21 protein-coding genes and 2 pseudogenes are annotated in these 21776 nt (G+C 71.3%); 10 read left to right on the top strand and 13 right to left on the bottom strand.

Annotation, left to right across the window (positions count from 1 at the left end; all coding sequences use genetic code 11):
- Window positions 1-8: 8 nt before the first annotated feature.
- The 8 genes and pseudogenes from pdxH to ACWCO3_RS00200 all read left to right on the top strand — a co-directional run.
- Window positions 9-638, top strand: a complete 630-nt coding sequence (gene pdxH / locus ACWCO3_RS00235) for a pyridoxamine 5'-phosphate oxidase (RefSeq protein WP_450007703.1) — start codon at window positions 9-11, stop codon at window positions 636-638.
- The gene (locus ACWCO3_RS00230; RefSeq protein WP_145786028.1) at window positions 635-1933 is read left to right on the top strand and encodes an MFS transporter; all 1299 of its coding nucleotides are present in this window, start codon (window positions 635-637) and stop codon (window positions 1931-1933) included. Before pdxH ends, ACWCO3_RS00230 begins: the two co-directional genes overlap by 4 nt.
- Window positions 1934-1951: 18 nt before the next feature.
- Window positions 1952-2881, top strand: coding sequence for an aldose 1-epimerase family protein (locus ACWCO3_RS00225; RefSeq protein WP_450007658.1), 930 nt, complete (start codon window positions 1952-1954; stop codon window positions 2879-2881).
- Entirely contained in the window at window positions 2881-3483 is a 603-nt protein-coding gene (locus tag ACWCO3_RS00220) for a nitroreductase family protein (RefSeq protein ID WP_145786030.1), read from the top strand. The genes ACWCO3_RS00225 and ACWCO3_RS00220 overlap by 1 nt, the downstream gene beginning before the upstream one ends.
- A 187-nt stretch (window positions 3484-3670) precedes the next feature.
- Window positions 3671-3976, top strand: coding sequence for a type II toxin-antitoxin system VapB family antitoxin (locus ACWCO3_RS00215; RefSeq protein WP_145786031.1), 306 nt, complete (start codon window positions 3671-3673; stop codon window positions 3974-3976).
- A 44-nt stretch (window positions 3977-4020) separates the two neighbouring features.
- Window positions 4021-5184: an acyl-CoA dehydrogenase family protein gene (locus tag ACWCO3_RS00210; protein WP_145786032.1), complete on the top strand. Its 1164-nt coding sequence runs from the start codon at window positions 4021-4023 to the stop codon at window positions 5182-5184.
- Window positions 5185-5280: 96 nt separating this feature from the next.
- Window positions 5281-6093, top strand: coding sequence for a DUF4230 domain-containing protein (locus ACWCO3_RS00205; RefSeq protein WP_423436201.1), 813 nt, complete (start codon window positions 5281-5283; stop codon window positions 6091-6093).
- Between the two features lie 38 nt (window positions 6094-6131).
- Window positions 6132-8966, top strand: a pseudogene (locus tag ACWCO3_RS00200) (CARDB domain-containing protein); the annotation flags it as partial.
- 1 nt (window position 8967) lies between these two features.
- Here the strand turns inward: ACWCO3_RS00200 and ACWCO3_RS00195 are convergent.
- Entirely contained in the window at window positions 8968-9768 is an 801-nt protein-coding gene (locus ACWCO3_RS00195; RefSeq protein ID WP_145778145.1) for a crotonase/enoyl-CoA hydratase family protein, read from the bottom strand.
- A 168-nt stretch (window positions 9769-9936) separates the two neighbouring features.
- Here ACWCO3_RS00195 and ACWCO3_RS00190 point away from each other — a divergent pair, with 168 nt between their 5' ends.
- The gene (locus ACWCO3_RS00190) at window positions 9937-10791 is read left to right on the top strand and encodes a DUF2231 domain-containing protein (RefSeq protein ID WP_145778144.1); all 855 of its coding nucleotides are present in this window, start codon (window positions 9937-9939) and stop codon (window positions 10789-10791) included.
- Between the two features lie 543 nt (window positions 10792-11334).
- Here the strand turns inward: ACWCO3_RS00190 and ACWCO3_RS00185 are convergent.
- The 12 genes and pseudogenes from ACWCO3_RS00185 to ACWCO3_RS00130 all read right to left on the bottom strand — a co-directional run.
- Window positions 11335-12402, bottom strand: a pseudogene (locus tag ACWCO3_RS00185) (LysM peptidoglycan-binding domain-containing protein); the annotation flags it as partial.
- A 14-nt stretch (window positions 12403-12416) separates the two neighbouring features.
- On the bottom strand, window positions 12417-12866 hold the full coding sequence (locus ACWCO3_RS00180) for a pilus assembly protein TadG-related protein (RefSeq protein ID WP_145778143.1): 450 nt from the start codon (window positions 12864-12866) through the stop codon (window positions 12417-12419).
- Window positions 12863-13333 (bottom strand): TadE/TadG family type IV pilus assembly protein, encoded by a 471-nt coding sequence (locus ACWCO3_RS00175; protein WP_357931492.1) that lies wholly within the window; start codon window positions 13331-13333, stop codon window positions 12863-12865. Before ACWCO3_RS00175 ends, ACWCO3_RS00180 begins: the two co-directional genes overlap by 4 nt.
- Window positions 13330-13776 carry a TadE family protein gene (locus ACWCO3_RS00170; RefSeq protein ID WP_450007652.1) on the bottom strand — a complete coding sequence of 149 codons (447 nt, stop codon included), beginning with the start codon at window positions 13774-13776 and terminating at the stop codon, window positions 13330-13332. Before ACWCO3_RS00170 ends, ACWCO3_RS00175 begins: the two co-directional genes overlap by 4 nt.
- Window positions 13777-13781: 5 nt before the next feature.
- Window positions 13782-13994 (bottom strand): hypothetical protein, encoded by a 213-nt coding sequence (locus tag ACWCO3_RS00165; protein WP_145778140.1) that lies wholly within the window; start codon window positions 13992-13994, stop codon window positions 13782-13784.
- 23 nt (window positions 13995-14017) lie between these two features.
- Window positions 14018-14887 carry a type II secretion system F family protein gene (locus ACWCO3_RS00160; RefSeq protein WP_450007701.1) on the bottom strand — a complete coding sequence of 290 codons (870 nt, stop codon included), beginning with the start codon at window positions 14885-14887 and terminating at the stop codon, window positions 14018-14020.
- Complete coding sequence (locus ACWCO3_RS00155; protein WP_357931488.1) at window positions 14887-15786, bottom strand: type II secretion system F family protein; 900 nt, start codon at window positions 15784-15786, stop codon at window positions 14887-14889. The genes ACWCO3_RS00160 and ACWCO3_RS00155 overlap by 1 nt, the downstream gene beginning before the upstream one ends.
- Window positions 15787-15790: 4 nt before the next feature.
- Entirely contained in the window at window positions 15791-17332 is a 1542-nt protein-coding gene (locus ACWCO3_RS00150) for a CpaF family protein (RefSeq protein ID WP_450007649.1), read from the bottom strand.
- Entirely contained in the window at window positions 17322-18122 is an 801-nt protein-coding gene (locus ACWCO3_RS00145; protein WP_145778137.1) for a P-loop NTPase family protein, read from the bottom strand. Before ACWCO3_RS00145 ends, ACWCO3_RS00150 begins: the two co-directional genes overlap by 11 nt.
- A 2-nt stretch (window positions 18123-18124) precedes the next feature.
- Window positions 18125-18790, bottom strand: a complete 666-nt coding sequence (locus tag ACWCO3_RS00140; RefSeq protein ID WP_145778136.1) for an SAF domain-containing protein — start codon at window positions 18788-18790, stop codon at window positions 18125-18127.
- Window positions 18791-18830: 40 nt separating this feature from the next.
- Window positions 18831-19784, bottom strand: a complete 954-nt coding sequence (locus ACWCO3_RS00135; protein ID WP_450007648.1) for a hypothetical protein — start codon at window positions 19782-19784, stop codon at window positions 18831-18833.
- On the bottom strand, window positions 19778-20344 hold the full coding sequence (locus tag ACWCO3_RS00130) for a hypothetical protein (RefSeq protein ID WP_358162322.1): 567 nt from the start codon (window positions 20342-20344) through the stop codon (window positions 19778-19780). The genes ACWCO3_RS00135 and ACWCO3_RS00130 overlap by 7 nt, the downstream gene beginning before the upstream one ends.
- Before the next feature lie 590 nt (window positions 20345-20934).
- On the opposite strand from ACWCO3_RS00130, the gene ACWCO3_RS00125 reads away from it, so the two are divergent.
- The gene (locus tag ACWCO3_RS00125; protein ID WP_145778134.1) at window positions 20935-21774 is read left to right on the top strand and encodes a prepilin peptidase; all 840 of its coding nucleotides are present in this window, start codon (window positions 20935-20937) and stop codon (window positions 21772-21774) included.
- Window positions 21775-21776 lie beyond the last annotated feature (2 nt).

Raw genomic sequence — 21776 nt, 5'->3', positions numbered from 1 at the left:
CGGCTGCGATGCGTAACGAGTACGCCGCAGACCTGGGCCTGACCGAGGCTGACCTGGCCACCGAATGGCACAGCCAGTTCGACAGCTGGTTCGCCGACGCGGTGGCCTTCGGGCTGCCCGAACCGAACGCGATGGTGGTGGGCACCGCGGACCCGGCCGGCCGGCCGAGCGGCCGGACGGTGCTGCTGAAGGGGTACGACCCGGAGGGCTTCGTCTTCTTCACCAACCACCTGTCGCGCAAGGGCGTCGAGGCGTCCACCAACCCGTACGCCAGCCTGGTCTTTCCGTGGTTCCCCATGCAGCGTCAGGTGGTGGTCGCCGGGCGGGTCGCGCCGGTCGACCGCGCGACGAGCGAGGCGTACTTCGCCAGCCGGCCGCGCGGCTCCCAACTGGGCGCCTGGGCCAGCCCACAGTCCCAGGTGGTGTCGGGTCGGTCGGTGCTGGAGGAGCGCTACCAGGAGGTGACCGAGCGGTTCGCCGGCGCGGCGGAGATCCCGACCCCGCCGCACTGGGGCGGTTTGCGGGTGCACCCCGAGTCGGTGGAGTTCTGGCAGGGCCGGTCCGGCCGGTTGCACGACCGGCTCCGCTTCCGCCGCCTCGACGAGGGCGGCTGGGTCGTCGAGCGGTTGGCGCCGTGACGGGTGTGCAGGAGGCTCGGCCGCGCGGAGCGCGCCGCTGGGCGATCGACGTACGGCCGCTGCGCGTGCCCGCGTACCGGCGGCTGTGGCTCGGCAACACAGTGGCGATGTTCGGTTTCCAGTTCACCGCCGTCGCGGTGCCGGTGGAGATGTACGCCCTGACCCGGGACTCGTTCTGGGTGGGTCTGCTGGGCGTGGCGGCCTTCGTACCGCTGCTGGTCTTCGGGCTCTGGGGCGGCGCGGTCGCCGACGCCCGCGACCGACGTGCCGTCCTGCTCGGTGGCTCATTGTTGCTTTGGGCATCCACTCTCGGACTGCTGCTCCAGGCGGTGCTGGACGTGGGCAGCCCGGTGCTGCTGTTGGCGCTGATGGCGGTGCAGTCGGTGGCGTTCGCGATCAGTTCGCCGGCCCGCAGCGCGATGCTGCCCCGCCTGGTGCCGGAGGACCTGGTGGCGTCCGCCACCACCCTGAACTACACGACGTTCACCGCCGCCTCGGTCGCCGGGCCGCTCGCCGCCGGCCTGATCCTCTCCGCGTCGCCGGACACCGCCGTGGTCCTGCCGATCGCGTACGGGCTGGACGCGGTGCTGTTCACGGCGATGCTCTGGGCCGCGCTGCGACTGCCCAAGCTGCCGCCCGAGCCGACCGAGGACGGTCAGGTCCGCCGGGCCGGTCTGGCCAGCGTCGTCGACGGATTCCGTTACCTGGCCAGCACACCCGTCCTGCTGCTGTCCTTCGGCGTGGACCTGATCGCGATGATCCTCGCCATGCCGCGGGCGCTGTTCCCGGAGATCGCCCACGAACGGTTCGGCGGCGGCGGGTCGGTCGGCCTGCTCTACAGCGCCATCGCGATCGGCTCGATGATCGGTGGGCTGACCTCCGGCTGGATCGGTCGACTCCGCCGGCAGGGCGTCGGTCTGGTGCTCGCGGTGGTGGGCTGGGGCCTGGCGATCGCCGCGGCCGGCCTCGCCCACCAGCTCTGGCTGATGGTGCTCCTGCTCGCCGTGGCCGGTGCCGCCGACCTGATCAGCGCGGTGCTACGCCAGTCGATGCTGCTGGTCTACGCCCCGGACCGGATGCGCGGCCGACTCCAGGGCGTCAACACCGTGGTGGTGGCCGGTGGCCCACGCCTGGGCGACCTGCGGGCCGGCACGATGGCGGCCGGTTTCGGCGGCGGGGTGGCCTGGGTGGCCGGCGGGCTCGCCTCGGCGGTGCTCGTGGTGGTGCTCGCTGTCGCGTTCCCGGCGTTGCTGCGCTACCGGGCGGTGACGGCGTCGAGCGGCGACCGAACCTGACCGGTTAGGGTCGCCGACATGGAAAGCCCCGATCAGCGCCCGTTCTCCGGCGCCCAGTGGACCATCTCCGCCGCCGGCCACGAGGCCGTCATCGTGGAGGTGGGCGGCGGGCTCCGGACGTACCGGCACGACGGCGTCGACCTGGTCGACGGGTACCGGACCGACGAGGTCAGCCCGGGCTGCGCCGGGCAGGTGCTGGCGCCGTGGCCGAACCGGATCCGCGACGGCCGCTACGCGTTCGGCGAGCGGACGCACCAGCTGCCGCTGACCGAGCCGGAGCGGCACGTGGCCATCCACGGCCTGGTCAACTGGGTGCCGTGGCGTCTGCTGGAGCAGTCCGAGGACGCCGTGACCGTCGGCTACGACCTTCCGCCGCAGCCCGGTTACCCGTGGCCGCTGCGGCTGCTCAGCCGTTGGAGCGTCGGCGCGGACGGGCTGCGCGTCGAGCACGAGGTGACCAACACCGGCGAGGAGGCCGCGCCGTTCGGCTTCTCCGTGCACCCGTACCTGCAACTGCCGGGGGTCGCGGTCGACGACCTGGTCATGCGGCTGCCGACCCGTACCCGAATGCTGGTGGACGGCCGGTTGCTGCCGGTCGGCGTGACACCGGTGGTCGGGACGGAGTACGACTGGACCAGCCCGCGCCGGATCGGTGCCGCCGAGCTGGATCTCTGCTTCGGTGAGGTGATCCGCGACCCCGACGGCGGCTCGTCGGTGAGCCTGGCCGCGCCGGACGGTTCGGCGGGGGTCAGCATCTGGGCGGACGCGGAGTTCGGCTGGTGGCAGGTGTTCACCGGGGACGCCCTCGTCGGTGACCGGCACCGCCGCTCGGTGGCGATCGAGCCGATGACCTGCCCGCCGGACGCGTTCCGTTCGGGCCGGGACCTGCTCACTCTCAAGCCCGGTACGACCTGGCGGGGTGCCTGGGGCATCCGGCCCGGGGCCTGATGGAGTTCGCCGAGGTCGTCCGGCGTCGGCGGATGGTGCGCAACTACGACCCGGACCGCCCGGTCCCGCCCGACGTGGTGAACCGGCTGCTCGACCACGCGGTCCGGGCACCGTCGGCCGGCTTCGCTCAGGGCTGGGGCTTCCTGGTCCTGGAGGAGCCCGCCGACCGGGAGCGGTTCTGGGCCGCCACCACACCCGACGGCGGTGGGCGGGAACGCTGGCTGGCCGGCATGCGCCGGGCGCCGCTGATCGTGGTGCCGCACGCCAACGAGTCGGCCTACCTGCGGCGGTACGCGGAGCCGGACAAGGGGTGGACGGACCAGTCCGTGGACCGCTGGCCGGTGCCGTACTGGCACGTGGACACCGGCTTCGCGGCGCTGCTGATGCTGCTCACCGCCGTGGACGAGGGGTTGGGGGCCTGTTTCTTCGGCATTCCGCCGCAGCGATTGGCCACCTACCGGCACGCGTTCGGCGTGCCGGAGGAGTACCAACCCGTCGGTGCCGTCACAATCGGTTACCGAGCGGCCGACCATAGGTCACCGTCGCTGCGTCGGGGACGTCGTCCGATGGACGAGGTGGTGCGGCGCGGCCGGTGGAGCTGAGCGCGCCGTCCCGTTTGTCCGCTTGAGGATCGGACGACCGGTAGTGAAACTGACATCAGGGAGCGAAACGCAGCGTGCGGTGGGCGGCTAGGCTGGCACGGTCATCGGTGCCGCGCCGCGCGGTGCCCGCCGCGGCCCGGCTCGGCGCCGTCGGTCGGCCCGGCCACGGGGAGGGGAGCGTGCCGTCGTGATCTTCAGAGCGGTCCGGGACGGGCGTCCCTATCCGGAGCACAATCTGACGCTCAAGCAGTGGGCGGAGATTCCGCCCCGGCCACTGCGCCTGGACCAGATGATCACCACCAAGCGCGAGTTGGCGCTCGACAAGCTGCTCGCCGAGGACTCCACCTTCTACGGTGACCTCTTCCCGCACGTGGTGCAGTGGAACGGTGGGCTCTACCTGGAGGACGGACTGCACCGCGCGCTGCGCGCCGCCCTCCAGCAGCGCAACCAGATCCACGCCCGGGTGCTGGTGCTCTCCGAGTCGATCGAGTGACGAGCCCTTCTGTCGCGCGCTGAGCCTTCGTTAAGGTGGCGTCCATGACCGCTCCGCTGGACCTGCTCGACCTGGACCCGTCGCTCACCGACGAAGAGCGGCAGATCCGCGACGTCGTCCGCCAGCTCGTCGACGACCGGGTGCGCCCGCACGTCGCAGACTGGTACGAGCAGGGCCAGGTGCCGGCCCGCGAACTGGCCCGGGAGTTCGGCAAACTCGGCCTGCTCGGCATGCACCTCACCGGCTACGGCTGCGCGGGTGCCTCCGCCGTCGCGTACGGGCTGGCCTGCCAGGAACTGGAGGCCGGCGACTCCGGCCTCCGCTCGCTGGTCTCGGTGCAGGGTTCGCTCGCCATGTACGCCATCTGGCGCTACGGCAGCGAGGAGCAGAAGCAACGCTGGCTGCCGTCGATGGCCACCGGCGAGGCGATCGGCTGTTTCGGTCTGACCGAGCCGGACCACGGCTCCGACCCCGCCTCGATGACCACCCGGGCCCGCCGCGACGGCGACGACTGGGTGCTCACCGGTGCCAAGATGTGGATCACCAACGCGCCGATCGCCGACGTCGCGGTGATCTGGGCGCGCACCGACGAGGGAGTGCGCGGCTTCGCCGTACCCATGGACACGCCCGGTGTCACGGCACGGGAGATCCGCCGCAAGATGTCGCTGCGCGCGTCGGTCACCGGCGAGATCGCGCTCGACGACGTCCGGCTCCCGGCGGACGCCCGACTGCCCGAGGCGAGCGGGCTCAAGGCGCCGCTGAGCTGCCTCACCGAGGCCAGGTACGGCATCGTCTGGGGCGCGGTCGGCGCCGCCCGCGACTGTCTGGAAACCACACTGGCGTACGCGGGCACCCGCACCCAGTTCGGCCGTCCGCTCGCCGGGTTCCAGCTCACCCAGGCCAAGCTCGCCGACATGGCCGTCGAGCTGGTGAAGGGGCAACTCCTCGCCCTGCACCTGGGTCGGCTCGCCGACGCCCACCGGCTGCGGCCCGACCAGGTCAGCGTGGGCAAGTTGAACAACGTGCGGGAGGCCCTGGCCATCGCGCGGCAGTGCCGCACCATCCTCGGCGCCAACGGCGTCTCCGGCGAATACCCGATCATGCGGCACGCCAACAACCTGGAGAGCGTGCTGACGTACGAGGGCACGTCCGAGATCCACCAACTGGTCGTGGGACAGCGGCTCACCGGGCTCTCGGCGTTCGCCTGACCTGCCCGTTTGTGCTTTCCGGGCGCTCGACGCGCGACTGTCGCACGGGGGCCGTACCGTCATTGACAGACGACGTGTCTGACAAGGACGGTGAGCGTGATGGCCCGCGACGCTGGCACCAACGAGCCCACGAGGGAGTTCCCCGGTTACCCGACCGGCGACAACCTCAAGGAGCGGTCGGCCGCGACACCCGAGCCGACCATTGACACACCGGGCGACGGCTCCGGAGGCTATGGCGGCCCCGACAGCCCGCCGCCTGGCGGCGGTGGTGGGGCGGCCCGAGGCCTGCTCCTGCTGCTCGGTGCCGCCGCGCTGGCCGTGGTGGTGCTGCTCGGCATCCAGGCGACCGGCTTCCTGCCGGAGTTCCGTAACCCGTTCGCCAAGGAGCAGACCGACCGCAGCCAGCCACCGCTGCTGAAGTCGATCCAGGATCTCAGCCGCTACGTGGCCGCGGAGGGCAACTTCCAGGTGGTGGTCGACACCCAGAACGACCGGCGCAACGTCCCCGACTTCCTGCTCAACGAGCGCACCCTGTTCGTCGGGGCCGGCAGCGTCGAGGCCTACGTCGACTTCACCAAGATCGGTGACGGGGCCATCGTCCAGTCGGCCGACGGCAAGTCCGTCGAGATCAAGCTGCCGGCGCCGCAGCTCGGCGAGACCAACCTCGACATGGACAAGAGCTACGTCTTCGCGGAGCAGCGTGGTCTGCTCAACCGGCTCGGTGACCTGGTCGGCAACGACCCCAACCGGCAGCAGCAGGTCTACAAGCTCGCCGAGGAACGGATCACCGCCGCCGCCCGCGACAGTGGTCTCTCCGCCCGAGCCGAGGAGAACACCCGCAAGATGCTGGAGGGGCTGCTCCGCTCCCTCGGCTACCAGCAGATCACGGTCACCTACATCGCTCCCTGACCTCTTCGACCCCTCGTACGGCGAAGCTGAGCAGGACGGTGGCGAACAGCAACACCGTGACGCGCACCGGCACCGGCAACCCGCCGACCGGGAGCAACCTGGCGATCGGCAAACCGATCACCGCCTCCGGCTTCGTGCACACGTTCGTGGCCACCAACGCCAACGACAACAACGTGGCCACCTACTGGGAGGGCAACGGCAACCCGAGCACGTTGACCGTGCAGCTCGGCGCTAACGCCAGCCTCAGCCAGGTCGTGATCAAGCTGAACCCGGACTCGGCCTGGGGCGCGCGTACGCAGAACATCACAGTGCTCGGCCGGGACCAGGGCTCGTCGAGCTTCACGACCCTCGTCGGTGCGGCGAACTACGCCTTCAACCCGGGCAGCGGCAACACGGTGACCATCCCGGTCTCCGGCGCGGCGGCCGACGTCCGGCTCTCGATCGCCTCGAACACCGGCGCTCCGGCCGGGCAGGTGGCCGAGTTCCAGGTCTTCGGCACCCCGGCGCCGAACCCGGACCTGACAGTGACCGGCATGTCGTTCAGCCCGTCCGCACCGGTGGAGACCAGCACCATCACGCTCTCCGCGACGGTGCGCAACGCTGGCTCGGCGACCTCCGGCGCTACCAACGTCAACTTCTACCTGGGCTCCACCCGGGTCGGCACCGCGTCGGTCGGCAGCCTCGCCGCCGGGGCGTCGACCACCGTCAGCGCCAGCATCGGCACCCGCGACTCGGGCAGCTACCCGCTCAGCGCGAAGGTCGACGAGTCGAACACCGTCGTCGAGCAGGACGACACCAACAACAGCTACACCAACCCCAGCCCGCTGGTCGTCGCCGCGGTCGCCAGCTCCGACCTCGTCGCCTCGGCGGTCGCCTGGTCGCCGGGCAACCCGTCGGCGGGCAACACGGTGACCTTCTCCGTGTCCATCCGCAACGCCGGCAACCAGGCTTCCGCCTCCGGTGCGCACGGCATCACCCTGACCGTGCTCAACGAGTCCGGCACCGTGGTCCGTACCCTGACCGGCTCGTACTCCGGTGTGATCAACGCCGGTGCGACGGTCGGCCCGATCAACCTGGGCACCTGGACCGCCGCGAACGGCAAGTACACCGTCCGGGTGGTGCTCGCCGTGGACGGCAACGAGCTGCCGGTCAAGCAGGCCAACAACACGAGTGACCGCCCGCTCTTCGTGGGGCGCGGCGCGAACATGCCGTACGACATGTACGAGGCCGAGGACGGCGTGGTCGGCGGCGGCGCGGCAGTCGTCGGGCCGAACCGGGAGATCGGCGACCTGGCCGGTGAGGCGTCCGGCCGTCGGGCGGTGACCCTCAACTCGAGCGGCAGCTACGTCGAGTTCACCACCCGGGCCAGCACCAACACGCTGGTCACCCGCTTCTCCATCCCGGATGCACCGGGCGGCGGTGGGATCAACTCGACGCTGAACGTCTACGTCAACGGCACCTTCCACAAGGCCATCGACCTGACGTCCCGGTACGCCTGGCTCTATGGCAACGAGGCCAGCCCGGGCAACTCGCCGAGCGCGGGCGGACCGCGGCACATCTACGACGAAGCCAACGTCATGCTCAACTCCACAGTCCCGGCCGGCAGCAAGATCCGCCTCCAGAAGGACCCGGCCAACACCACCACGTACGCGATCGACTTCATCAACACCGAGCAGGTGGCGCCGATCGCCAACCCGGACCCGGCGCGCTACACCACGCCGACCGGCTTCACCCACCAGGACGTGCAGAACGCCCTGGACCGGGTGCGGATGGACACCACCGGCAACCTGGTCGGGGTGTACCTGCCGGCTGGTAACTACTCCACCTCGTCGAAGTTCCAGGTGTACGGCAAGGCCGTCCAGGTGACCGGCGCCGGACCCTGGTACACCCGGTTCAACGCTCCGTCGGGCCAGGACAACACCGACATCGGCTTCCGGGCTGAGAACTCGGCGGCGAACTCCTCGTTCAAGAACTTCGCCTACTTCGGCAACTACACCTCCCGGATCGACGGTCCGGGCAAGGTGTTCGACTTCGCCAACGTGTCGAACATCGTGATCGACAACATCTGGAACGAGCACATGGTGTGCCTCTACTGGGGCGCGAACACCGACTACATGACGATCAAGAACTCCCGGATCCGGAACATGTTCGCCGACGGCATCAACATGACCAACGGGAGCACCAACAACCTGGTCAGCAACAACGACGCCCGGGCCACCGGCGACGACAGCTTCGCGCTGTTCTCGGCCATCGACGCGGGCGGCGCCGACATGAAGGACAACATCTACGAGAACCTGACCTCGACCCTGACCTGGCGGGCCGCCGGTGTCGCCGTGTACGGCGGCTACGGCAACACGTTCCGCAACATCTACATCGCGGACACGCTTGTCTACTCCGGCATCACCATCAGCTCACTCGACTTCGGCTACCCGATGAACGGCTTCGGCGCCAACCCGCCGACCCGGTTCGAGAACATCTCGATCGTCCGGGCCGGTGGGCACTTCTGGGGTGGGCAGACCTTCCCGGCGATCTGGGTCTTCTCCGCCTCGAAGGTGTTCCAGGGCATCCGGGTCAGCGATGTCGACATCATCGATCCGACCTACAGCGGCATCATGTTCCAGACCAACTACGTCGGTGGGCAGCCGCAGAACCCCATCACCGACACGGTCTTCACGAACGTCTCGATCAGCGGTGCCCGGAAGAGCGGGGACGCCTACGACGCGAAGTCCGGCTTCGCCATCTGGGCGAACCCGATGCCGGAGGCGGGGCAGGGGCCGGCCGTCGGGTCGGTCACCTTCAACAACCTCCGGTTGAGCAACAACGCGGTGGACATCCAGAACCCCACCTCGACGTTCACCATCATCCGCAACTGAGCTAGCCGGTAGCCGACGCCGTCGGGAGGTCCCACCCTCCCGGCGGCGTCGCGCCGTGTCGGCCCTCGCCCGCGGCGAACCGGGCCGCACCGGCCGCCGCGTCAGTGGCCAGCGAATCCATCCCGTACGCCAACTCGGTCGCCAGCGCCTCCGGCTCTCCTCGCCCCGCGCCGGCCAGCATCGCCGCCCGGTCGTTGCGCAGGCAGGTCTGCGGGTGCCAGGCGATCGTCGCCGCCAACTCCTCGGCCGCCGCCCGCGCCTGGCCGGGTGGCACCACCCGATTGACCAACCCCATGGTGTACGCCTCGTCCGCCGACACCGGACGGCCGGTGAGGATCAGGTCCATCGCCCGGCTCTCACCGATCAGCCGGGGCAGCCGGACGGTGCCACCGTCGATCAGCGGCACCCCCCAGCGGCGGCAGAACACCCCGAGCGTCGCGTCGGACTCGGCGACCCGCAGGTCGCACCAGAGCGCCAACTCGAGCCCGCCGGCCACCGCGTACCCGGAGATCGCCGCGATCACCGGCTTGCTCAGCGCCATCCGGGTCGGACCCATCGGCCCGTCTCCCTCCGGCTCCACCCGGTTGCCACTCGGCGTGCCGATCGCCTTCAGGTCCGCCCCGGCGCAGAACGAGCCGCCGGCGCCCCAGAGCACGGCGACCGACGCGTCCGGGTCGGCCTCGAACGCCCGGAAGGCGTCGGCAAGCGCCCGGGCGGTCGGCCCGTCGACGGCGTTGCGAGCGGCCGCCCGATCCAGCACGACCGTCGTCACCGGCCCGGAACGCTCCACCCGCACACCCATCGGCTCAGCATGCCCGCGTCGCCCGGCACCCACAATCCCGGTCGATCTTGCGGCTTCGGCCGGAGGTTCGCCCCTGGATCGCCGAGCCGCAACGACAAGATCGCGCTGAGTGACAGTTTTGTCGCCCGAGACCGGTTTGCGACCCCCTTCGCCGGGAAGTCGGTACGGGTGCGAGCACTTTTGACGAAAGTTGAGCAGGCATCCAGGCTGGACCGGACGGGTGACCGGTTGCAGCGAGTCGTCCTCGGCACGCTGCGTCCGCGCCGGCTGCGGGACCTGCTGCACGGGGTGACCATCGGGCACCCACTGCACCCGGCGATGGTGCAGGTGCCGGTCGGCGCGTGGATCAGCGCCGCGGTCCTGGACCTGATGCCCGGGCAACGCCGACCCGCCACCATGCTGGTCGGCCTGGGCACCGTCAGCGCCGTGCCGGCGGCGATCGCCGGGCTGAACGACTGGGCGGCGCTCGCCCGGGACCAGCGCCGCGTCGGCCTGGTGCACGCCGCCGCCAACACCGTCGGCCTGACGCTCTACGCCGGTTCGTTGGCCGCCCGGATGTCCGGCCGGCACGGCGTCGGTCGAGCTCTCGGCTTCCTCGGCCTCTCCACAGTCAGCCTCGGGGCGTACATCGGGGGTCACCTCGCGTACAAGCAGGGGGCGCAGGTCAACCAGAGCATCTCCGAGTTGCGCCGGATGACCGACGGCTGGCACTCGCTCGTCGACATGGCGACGCTGCCGCAGCGCACCCTGATCACCCGGGAGGTGGACGACGACATCTCGGTGATCCTCTACCGGCACGGTGACGAGGTGACCGTGATGTTGGAGCGCTGCCCGCACCAGAGCGGGCCCCTCGGCGAGGGCGAGGTGCAGGAGATCGACGGTCACGCCTGTGTGGTCTGCCCGTGGCACGGCAGCGCGTTCCGCCTCAACGGCGGCGAGGTCGTGCAGGGGCCGTCCGGCAACGACCAGCAGATCCTGCCCACCCGGATCGAGAACGGTGTGCTCCAGACCCGCCTGCCCTGACGGCTTTCGCTCTCCGAACACCTCGCCCCGGGGCCCGCTGCGAGGGTCGTCGGGTGACGGAGACATCTGATCGCGCCGGGTTCCGATCGGGTCGGGCCCGGATCGTTCCCGGACCGGTCCGGATCAGCTGCGTCGATGGCGGCCTACCGGTGGCCCGTCCGCTACGGAATCCAGACCGTGCCCGCCGGTGAACAGCCCACCCTCGGCGCCGTCACCAGCCCAACCGTCGTCATCGCCCCAACCCGGCGCGCCGGTGGGATCGACCCCGCCGCCGTGAGGTGCCGTGCCGCCGTAGGGCGGCGAGCCGCCGGTTGGAGCCATCCCACCGCCGGGGAACGCCGTGCTGCCGGGGGCAGCCATCCCGCTGCCGGCGGGTGGTGGCGGAGCCTCGATGGCTGCGGCTGCCCGGCTGGCGGCCCAGGCCGCACCGCTTCCAGCCGCTCCGCCGGTGGTCCGCCCGGCGGCGCTTGTGGCTCGGCCCGTGCTGCCGGTGCTCCGCGACGTCTTGCCCGTGTTCCGCGACGTGCTGCCCCGGGGCTTACGGGAGGACGTAGCCAACCGGGGAGCCGCCCCGGCCGTGGCCGGGCGTCGACGCAGACCCAGGACCGCGCCGATCTGGGCGCCGACGATGCTCGCCACGGCCAGTACAGCGGAGACCGCGAGCGGTCGGTTCACCCGGTCGTCCGCACCGGCCCGGGCTGCGCCGACAGTCATCGCGGGTGGTTGGCCCGCTGACTGCGTACCGCTGGGTGGTGCCGGGTCCACCCGCTCCGGTGCGGCAGGTTCGGGCGCCGGCCGGGGCGCGGGCGGCTTCGGCGCTGCGGGCCGGCCGACCAGCCTGCCGCTCGCATGCTCGCGGGCCCCCTGGTCGGCAGCCTCCGACGGCAGCCGGAGTAGTTGGCCGGGGCGGATCCGATCCGGGTCGTCGAGCTTGTTCAGCTTGGCGAGCTGTCGGTAGTCACCGAACTCGTCCAGATAACGCTCGGCCACCTCACCGAGGTAGTCGCCCCGGGCGACCCGGTACACCGGCGCGGCCTCGCCGTTCGCCGCCGATCCGCTCGGTGCGGCCACCTCCGTCCCGGCCAACCCGAGTGGCCCGCTGCGGGCCAGCGGGGCTGCCGTGTCCGGTGTCGCGCCCGCGCGGGTCGGCGCGGCCAGGGTGGCCACCGTCGGCGTGCCCGAGCCCGAGTACGCCGGAGGGCCGTAGAACGCGGCAGCGCTCGCAGCGGCCGGGCTGGCGACGAGGATCAGCGCTACCGAGCCGACCAGCGCGGCGGCGGCCTTCTGCTGACGGCCCATCCCGGGCAACCTCGGCGCAGGTCGACGCAGGGTCTGCGCACCCAGCTCGACGAGAACGGAGAAGGCGAAGGTGGCCCAGCCGAACCAACCGGCTATGGCAAGTGCGCGCAGGAAGAGCTGCCCGTCGTCCCGGCTGGTCAGGGCGGTGCCCACCTCGCTGATCGTGGGGAGATGGTCGGGCAGCGGGTTTCCGGCGAAGGCCAGCAACGCGATCGGCGCACCGGCCAGCAGCAACAGGAGCACGGCCAGCGCGCCGAGGCCGGTGAGGATCCGTCCGGTCCGTCGTACGACGGACCCACCCGATGCGGGCATGGCTGCCTTCCTTCCTACGGTGCTGTGGTGATGGCACTCGCGGTCGCCTCGCCGGTGACGGTGACCGTCTTGCCACTGACGAACGGTCCGAGCATCGAGCGGTGGTAGGTGATGGTGACTGTCACCCGGATCCGGGTTTCCCCGCCGACCTGCGGGAAGCTCACTGTGTGACCGGCGGTGCCGGCGACGGCCAGGTAGTTGTCGACCGCCTTGACCGCCTCTTCCTGGTCGATCCGCTTCGGTCCGCCCTCGATGGCGGTGGCTCGGTCGATGGCCTGGCCGCCGGCCCGCGCCGCCTCGGCGGCCAGGTTCTGGGCGCGTTGCAGGGTGCGGAGCTGCCCGGCGCTGTCGAAGGAGAGGCCGATGATGGCCAGCACTCCGATCATCGTCACCGCGAGGAAGATGCTCACCCGGCCGTGCTCACCCGAGTGCGAGTGGTCAGGTGGCGGCCTGCTGGGGGTCATTGCCGGCTCCGGTAGCGGTCCAACGGCGAGGTGAACGTCGCCGAGACCTTCTTCTCGCCGGGCATCCCGGGCAGGATGCCGAGCAGGATGTCGTCGAACGACACCAGGCAGACGATCTCCACCGTCACTGTGGCGTCCTGACCGACATCGCTGTTGAAAGCGTGGTCGAAGTCGCCGGCGGTCACCGTGCCCACCGAACTTTTGAACTCGGGATCCAACTCGCCCTTACAGGCCAGACCGTGCCAGTCCAGCTGCTTCTGGGCGGCGTCCCGCGCCGCGGTCTCCGCGGCGCTCGCCCCCCGGGAGATCGAGGCGGCCCGGGCGGCGTCGTGGGCGGCGGCCTCGACCGCCTCCGCGGCGAGCGCGGTACGCCCGGCCATGCCGGCCAGCACCATCAACGCGATGAACGCGGGCGCGAGCACCGCCACCTCGATGGAGACCGAGCCGCGCTCGGCGGTGCGGTTCACGGCGTCGTCACCCTCTCCACCGTCCCGTGGGCGGTCTGCTGGACCGCGAAGTCCACGCCCGGTACCACCGACAGGGACCGGCCGCTCACCGTGCAGGTCACCTCGACGTCGTCGATGATCACGCAGCTCGGGCTGGTCGCCTTCCAGCCCACCAGCCAGCCGCCGGCGGTCTCCAGGAACTGAGTGGCGCTCTCCACCCCGACACCGCCCGCCGCCTGATAGGACCGCTGTGCGTTGACGCCGCTCTGTGCGGCGTTCAACGCCGTGGAGCGGGCAAGGAAGACGGCCGCGATCTGGATCGACGCGAAGAGCAGCACCAGGATCAGCGGCATCATCACGGCCAGCTCGACCGGATTGGCCCCTCGCTCCCGGTCGACGCCCGCGAGGTGACGCCGGGCGGCGGTGACCGTCCGGCGTTTCCTCGGGCGCGCTGCTCTGCTCATGCTGGCTACTTCGGGGCCGTCGGGTTCTCGTGGGTCGGGATGCTGGTCATCCAGTCGTCGGCCTTGCTCAGGGCGAGCCCGGTGACGATCGTGGCCACGAAGACGAGCCCGAAGATGATCACAGCGGTAGGAACAGGGCTGTCGCCGCGCTCGCCGTCGCGGCGCAGCTCGGCCAGGCGCGTCGTCAGCACGACGTGCAGATAGCTGAGGATGGACATGGCGTGCTCCTTCGGGGGTGGGGTCAGATACGGGCGATGAACGGATAGACGACGAAGCCGAGCAGCACGAAGACGAGAAGCGCGCCCGGGATGTCGAGCTTGCTGGTGACAGCCTCGGCGCGGGCGAGGTTGTCGGTGCGGATCTGGTCGCGCAACGAGTCGGCCCGGCTGCGCAGGGTCTCGTGCACCTGCGCGCCCTCACTGCCGGAGGAGCGCATGATCGCTCCGACGTCGCCCAGCTCCGGGATGCCGATCTTGTCGGCGAGGTCGCGTAGCTCGTCCCAGGGCGCGTGCATCTGCATCTGGGCGATCCGCAGCGACTCCTGGAGCCGGTCGAACACCCAGCCGTCGCAGACCGCCGCGGCCCGTTCCAGCGACTGCACCGGCCCGTGCGCTGCCGAGAGCTGCAACGCCACCAGATCCAGGTAGGTGCAGACCGCCTGACGGAACTCGTCGCGGGCGGCGTCGGCCTTGGTCAGCACTGCTCGGTGTGCCAGCAGAGCGCCGACCATCGCCAGGCCGAGGCTGCCGAGCACCGGTACGACGAGCGGGAACGAGACGCCGAGCACCACCAGCGCCACCCCGAGCACTGTGGGCATGGCCAGCCCGATCAGCGCGGAGAGCAGCACCGACAGCGCGTACTGCTCGGAGGTCTGGCCGATCAGGGCGAGCTGCCGGTGCGGTGGCCGCAGCCAGCGGGAGAACCCGGTCAACCAGTCCAACCGGCGGGAAGCGGTCGCGGCGACCTGGCCGGTGCCCGGCGGCTGGTGCAGCCGACGGAGCGCCGGCCCGAGCGCCGGAGTCGCCGGTACCAGCTCCCGGATCACCAGGAACACGCCTAACCCGATGCCGGCGCCGCCGCACACCGCGGTGACCAACTGCCAGTTGACCATCATGCGATCACCTCGCTCGGGTCGGGCGTCGGGAGGAACCGGGCCGGCCGCTGCGGCTGGCTCATCGACCGCACCCAGGCCAGCAGACCGATGAAGGCGGCGCCGAGGACAGCCATCACCACCTGACCGACAGGCGTGCCGTACGGCTCGATGTACTCGGTGTTGATCAGTCCGTACGCGAGGGTCGCCAGGGTCATTCCGGTGAGGAAGCGGACCGCGAACCGGGGCTGGGTGCGCTTGGCCTCGATCTCCCGGCGGGTGGCCACCTCCGCCGATGCCGCGCCGGCGATCGAGCCGAGCACGTCACCGAGCCGTTCGCCCCGGTCGGAGAGGTGCAGGATCAACGCCGCGACCACCTGGTCGCAGACCGGGTCGGAGATCTCGTCGGCGAACGCCAACAGCGCGGAGCGGGCCATCCAGCCGGCCTGTAGACGGGCGGCGAGCAGCCGTACCTCGTCCTCGATGCCGGGCGGCACACTGCCGATCGTGCCGATGATCGACTGTTGGAGGCCCTGCCCGGTGCTGGAGACGTCCTTGAGTCGGCGGGTCCACTCGCCGACCGCCTCGATCCGGGCGATCGCCCGCTGTTCGGCCTTGCCCACACCGAACAGCCACGGGGTTCCGGGCACCGCGACCGCCACCAGGAGACCCACCACCGGCAGCCCGGTCAGCAGGAACGCCAACGCTCCCGCGATCAGCGCGGCGACCAGCAGCGCCTGGTAGGACCTCTGTTCGGCAGGCGTGCTGCCAGGTCCGCGCCAGAGCCGACCGAGGCTGGACCCCCCACCTGGGCGTGCCCCCGGGGGTCGACGGGTGCCGACCAACGCCACCACGGCCAGCAGCAGGCCCGCCACACAGGCGGCTCCGGAGACCACAGCGATCAGTTCCAGGCTGCCCATCACGTCACCGCCGGGCCAGTCGGGTCTGCCGGGGTCGCCGCCAGGCACCGGCACCGGCCTCGATCCACCTGGTCAGCAGCCGTACGTCGTACCCCACCCGCAGCAGTTGGTCACGGACCCGCTCCGGCAGGTGCCTCGGGACCGCGCGGCCGTCCGGGCCGGGCCCGAAGACGGTGGTGGTGGTGATCCGACCGGCCTCGCCGGCCCCGATCACCTCCTCGACGTGCGAGACGAACCGGTGTTTACGTCCGCCGATCGCGGTCTCGTCCTCGACGGTGACGTAGACGATCAGGTCGAGGGCGTTGCCGGCCATCCGGCGGGCCTGGTCGACTGTCATCTCACGGCCGTGCGCCAGCGCCAACTCGACGATCCGTTCACCCACCCCGGCAGCGGTGCGGGCGTGGATGGTGCACATCGAGCCACGGCTGGTGGTCATCGCCTGGAGCATCGGCACGATCTCCCGGGACCGCACCTCACCCACGATGATGCGCAGCACACCCATCCGCAGCGACAGCGGGATCAGGTCGGCGATGGTCACCTCGCCGGCCGGGCGGCCGTCGAAGCCGCGCTCGCCGTGCCCTTCCCGGGCCTCGAAACTCATCACCGCCCGGTGTCGCTCCCGGCGGCGGGCCGGTAGCAGCTCGCGGCTCTCCTCCAGCAGCACGTACGGCTCGTCCGGCGGGATCTCGTTCATCAGGGCCCGGATGATCGTGGTCTTACCGGCCCCTGCCAAGCCCGCGACCATGATGTTCAGGCCGGCGCGCATCGCCGCGCGGAGGAAGTCGCGCAGCAGCGGGTCGATCATTTCGTCCAGGTCACCCCGGGCGCCCGCCACGTCGTCCAGGCCCACGTCCAGGGTGTTGTGCTTGCGGATCACCGCGTACGGACGGTGGCTGACCAGGAACACCGCCGCCAGCCGGCTGCCGTCGGGCAGTTGCAGGTCGAGGGTGGGCTTCACAGTGGACAGGGACCGCTCGGTCGCGCCCGCCCGACGGGCCGCCGCCTGGAGGATCTCCACCAGTTCGGCGTCGCTGTCGGCGATCGGCTCGGCCCAGTCGACCCCGCCGCCGTGCCGGGTGATGCGTACCTGGTCGCAGCCGAGGATGTGCACTTCCTCGATGGTGTCGTCGACCAGCAGGGTCTGTAGCCGGCCGAGCCCGACCAGCTCGGCGGTCACCTGGTCGAGCAGCAGACGTTCCTCACCGGCGGCCATCGGAGTGCCGGCCCGGCGTACGGAGTCCGCGTATGCGGCGACCACCATGACGGCGAGTCGGGCCCGCTCGGTGTCCTCCTCGTCGACTGTGAACTCCCGGCCACGCTGCCACAGGGTGAGCCGCTCGGTGAGTTCCCGACGCAGCTCCCGGACCACCTGGAAGTCCATCCGCGGTCGGGGCGCCAGTTCCGGTTGCGCGGTGGCCGTGGGCTGCGGCTGCGGCACCGGCCCGTGCTGTTGGTGCCGGCCGTTCGGGCTGGCCAGGGGCGGCGCGGTGGAGGTGACGCCTGGTGGCTGTTGACGGGGGTCGGCGGAGACCGGCTCAAACCGCATCCGGCACCCCCTGCTGCACGGGCCACGCCAACCGGGCGCGCCGTCGTTCCAGCAGCGCGCCGATCGGCACCTCCAGCGCGCTGGCCGCGCGCATCAGCGGCCGTCCGGCCCGCACGGTTCCACCCAGGGCCAGCACCCCGGCGGTACGCGGGTCCTGCGGCAGCCGTGCGATCACCGGCAGTTTCAGGGCGCGGCTGATCTCGGCTCGCCCGTGACCATCACCGACCAGCAGCAGCCGCAGGGTGCCCGGCGGCACCCGGTGCTCGGCGAAGTCCCGTTCGATAGCGGTGACCACCGCGCGGGTGCCGGAGAGGTCCGGCAGGTGCGCCCCGGTCACCAGGAGCACCACCGACGCGGCCCGGAGCACCGGCCAGGGCGGCCCGTTGACGTGCAGCCGACCACAGTCGACCAGGACGTCGTAGCCGGGGGTGCCACGGTCCAGGGCGTCGAAGTAGTCGGCGAAGCGTTGCCAGAGCGGGGTGACACTGCCGCCCTGGGCGGGGTCGACGAGCCCGGGCAGCAGCAGTCGTTCCCGGCGGGGTGCGTCCAGGTCGACGAGCTGCGACCAGAACGCGGTTTCCAGGTTGCCGTCGCGTAGCTCCCCGACGGCCAACTCGCCGAGGCCGCGTGGCCCGTCCAGTTGACCGCCGAGGTAGCCGGCGAGGATCGAGCCGCCGGCCGGGTCGCACTCGGCGAGGACCAGCCGTCGGTGCCAGGTCAGCGCGCAGGCGAGCGCCGACGTCGTGACGCCGGGCGAGCCCTTCGCTGACACCAGCGCGATGATCGCCATGCTCACGCCGTCTCGGTCAGCACGACGGCGAGCCGGTTCTGTGCGGCGAGCGCCACCACCGCCGGTACGTCGCGGGTGACCAGCGCCAGGTACAGGACTTTGTCGTTGTTTGCCGGGCTGACCATGTCGATGACGGTGGCCGAGAACCTCGTGCCGGCGGCGGCTGCCGCGTCCCCGGTGGTGTTGCTGCGGTCCGGCGTGCTCACCAGCAGGACCTTGTCGCCGGGGTGCAGTTCGCGGGCCGGCACCTGGGCGGTCTTCAGGCCGAGCGCGATCTGCTGTTGGCCGGGGCCGAGCAACGGGTCGTCGGTGACCTGCCCCAGCGTGAGCAGGGTGCCCGGGACCAGCGCCACCGCGGCGCGTTTGCCGACCACCTCGTCGAGCCGCCCGGCGGGCACCGGGCGCAATCCCTGACCACCGGCGACCTGCACACTGACCAGGTCGGCGGCGCTGATCTCGCGACCCACCTCCACCGGTCGGGCCACCGCCAGGTAGCTGCCGGTGGCCCGGACCGAGGTGACAGCGAACGCCGCCCCGAGCCCACCGAGGGCGATCAGGAGTACGGCGAGACCGAGCAGCCCGGGGCGTACCCGCCGCTGCCGGACCACGGTCGGCGGGGTGACCGGAGCGTCGACCGGTGGGGTGCCGTTGCGCGTCGCGAGGCTCACTGGGTCATCTCCGTTCGCGGGGATCGCACAATCGGCTCACTCACCGGGTCACCACCTGGAGTTCGTTGATCTGGATCTGTACGTTCCCGCTGCGGCGGGTCACCGGGATCTCTCCGGTCTGGCCGCCGCCACGCCAGGTCACTGTCCAGTGCGTGGTGGCGCTGATCGTGTACTCGTCGGCCTTCGGGTAGCCGTCGGGGTCGCCGCAGTCCGGGGACTCGCGGCCGGCGAGGTCCTCGTTCTTCGGGTCGTACGGGGTGCCGGCCGAATGGCAGGTGATCTTCTCGCCGTTGCCCATGTCCCAGACGATCCGGCTGACCGCCGCTGTGATCTCGACGGTCACGTTCCGGTCGGTCGCACTGGCGGTCAGCGGGCCGAAGTAGTCCTCGCCCGGGTTCGCCCACAGCCACACCGGCAGGCCGACCAGGCCGGGGCCGATGTTCTTGCGGGGTGCGACCTTCAGGGGCGCCGGCAGCAACTTGATCGAGGCGAGGGCGCGACGGGCCAACTCCTCCGGATTGGGTGGTGCGCCGAAGCCGGCCGGTGGCTCGTCCAGCAACACCTCGGTCTGGTTGCCCACGTCCGCGCCGCCGTTGCAGGTCTGCACGTACCACTGCTGACCCTCGGGTGCCTCACGCTGGGGCACTGACAACTTGTAGTAGCAGCCGTCACCGCTGTTGAACCAGCCCTTGAACTCGTCGTAGCAGGGGACCGTCCGGCCGTCCCACCGGCAGACGCCACCACCGCCACCACCGCCGTCGTCTCCACCGCCGTCGTCACCGCCGCCGCCCGGGTCGCCCGGGTTGCCGGGCTCGTCGTCCCAGACGTTGCAGTCCGGCTGGTCCGGTGGGCAGTTGGCCCCCGGGTCGGCGCGTCCAGCGGTGGCGGCTGCCGGCGGGGTCGCGCCCACCACCAGCAGGAAGGCGAGGCCGACCCCGGCGAGGGCCCGCCAGGATGTGCCAGCGCGGCGTGAGCGTGCTCCGGACGTCAGCACGGCTGGTCCCGGTGCGTGGTGCCAGCGTTGATCAGCCAGCGTCCGTCGGGATACCGGGTCGCGGTGGCGGTGGAGAAGTGCCTGCCGCCTCCGCTGCCGGGGACCACGCGCTTGTCCTTGGCGTAGACCAGCCGGTAGCCGGTCGTGTCCAGGCAGTCCTGGATCTCCACGGTGGCCGGCTTCGCGTCCAGGCTGACCGCGATCACGGTCGGGTCGGACTTCACCGTCCCGGTACGCATAGCGCCGTGCTCCTTAGCGTCGCGAATGGACAATTGGACCCGAGTGAGGAGTGGATCAGCGAGATACCGGGTGAGTTCCGGCGCCCGTGGATCGCTACGCCCGCTCGCCGTCCGCGAGGCTGCGAGATAACCGGAGTACGCGTCAAGTGCCGCCTTTTCGGCGGCTTGCCGATCAATCTCGGGATCGGTCCGTTGTTCGTCCGCACGGGGTGCCGCCGGTCGTTCGACCGACTCCCGTCCGTTGGCGCAGGCGGTGAGCGGCGCTGCCGCCACGACCGCCAGCAGGCAGATTGCCGCTCGTCTGAGCTGCCGTCCGCGCACCGTCGAGCCTCCTCGTGGTCGCCCGGAGCGGTGAGGGGTCACCGCCGTCGGGCATGCGGAAACGCGCCCGGATCAGCACATCCGGAGCTGTTCATTGCGCTTCTGCATTCACCGTTACGGATCTTCTACAAATGCAAGGTCCTGTGTCTTCCGGTTGTCGAGGTGAGGCTTGCGTCACACCCAAGGGGCGAGCATAGGCTGACGCTCGCCGATGCAACAGAGGCAATTCAACCGAACACTCTGAGTGATGACAGGTGGTGGTGGTGGGTGTCCGCACTGCGCACCGGGCAATGGCCGGGCGAGGGGCCGTCGGAGATCGGGCGTCGCCGGGGCGGGCTGGGTCGCCGATGCCCCGCCGTCGTCCCCAGGAGTGGGACATCGCGGCTTGATCCCGGCATCCCAGCGGCGTCGCCGGCCTGTCGAGGGTCCGCCTCGTTCGACGAGTTGTCCGGCCCGGATCAGCTCGACGGTGCCCCACGGCGACCGGGCGAGACTGTCGCTTTCTGCGCCATCCGCCACACCGTGGCGATCGTCCAGTCACGATCCGTGTTCACCTTCACGGTGGAGCGCAGGGGCGTTGCGGAGGCGACATGGCGCTGACCGGCCCCCCGGCAGCCGTCCCTGGTCGGGAGAACCCACCCGATCGGAGCCCGGCAGCCCCACCGACCGGCGGCACGACGGACCGCGTTTCGGCGGCGGCACGCACCCGGCTGTCGACGGGGCTCGCGATCCTCACGGTCGTCCCGCTGATGCGGATGGCCGCGCTGCGCTACGCCGTACCCCCGGGCATGCCCAGCCGGACCGGCTGTGACGCCTGCGGCGCGCCGATCGGCCTGACCCGGCCCTGGCCGGCGCTCGGTCCGACGGCCCGGTGCGGTCGCTGCCGGACGCGGGTCGGCCCGCCTCCCGGCGTGGTCGAGGTGGCAGTGCTCGCCGCGGTGGTGCTGCTGCTCGCTCTGGCCGGCTCCTCGGGCGGGGCGCTGCCGGCGCTGGCCTGGTGGCTGGGCTGGACAATCCCGGCGGTCCTCGTCGACCTGGCCGTGCACCGCCTACCGGACCGACTCACCCTGCCGGCGGCTGCCGGGACCTGGCTCCTGCTCGGCGTCGCCGCGCTCGACGCCGAGCCGGGGCACTGGCTGCGGGCGGTCATTGCTGGCGTCGGGCTGGCGCTCTTCTTCGCCAGCACCACGCTGCTGCTCGGGCGTCGTGGCTTCGGGCTCGGCGACGCCAAGTTGGCGCTCAGCGTGGGAGCCCTGCTCGGTTGGTACGGCTGGCCGGTGCTGGTACTCGGGCTGCTGCTCGCCTTCGGGCTGTCCGCGCTGCTGAGCGTGGGTCTGCTCGCCGCCCGCCGGGCGCACTGGAACACGCATCTGCCCTTTGGCCCGTTTCTCCTGCTGGGCACGGCGGGCGCACTCCTGCTGTCACTCTGATC

The sequence above is a fragment of the Micromonospora sp. NPDC002411 genome, assembly GCF_053592955.1.
Note: the sequence above shows the minus strand (reverse complement) of the source record. Positions and strands in the feature narration are given on the sequence as shown.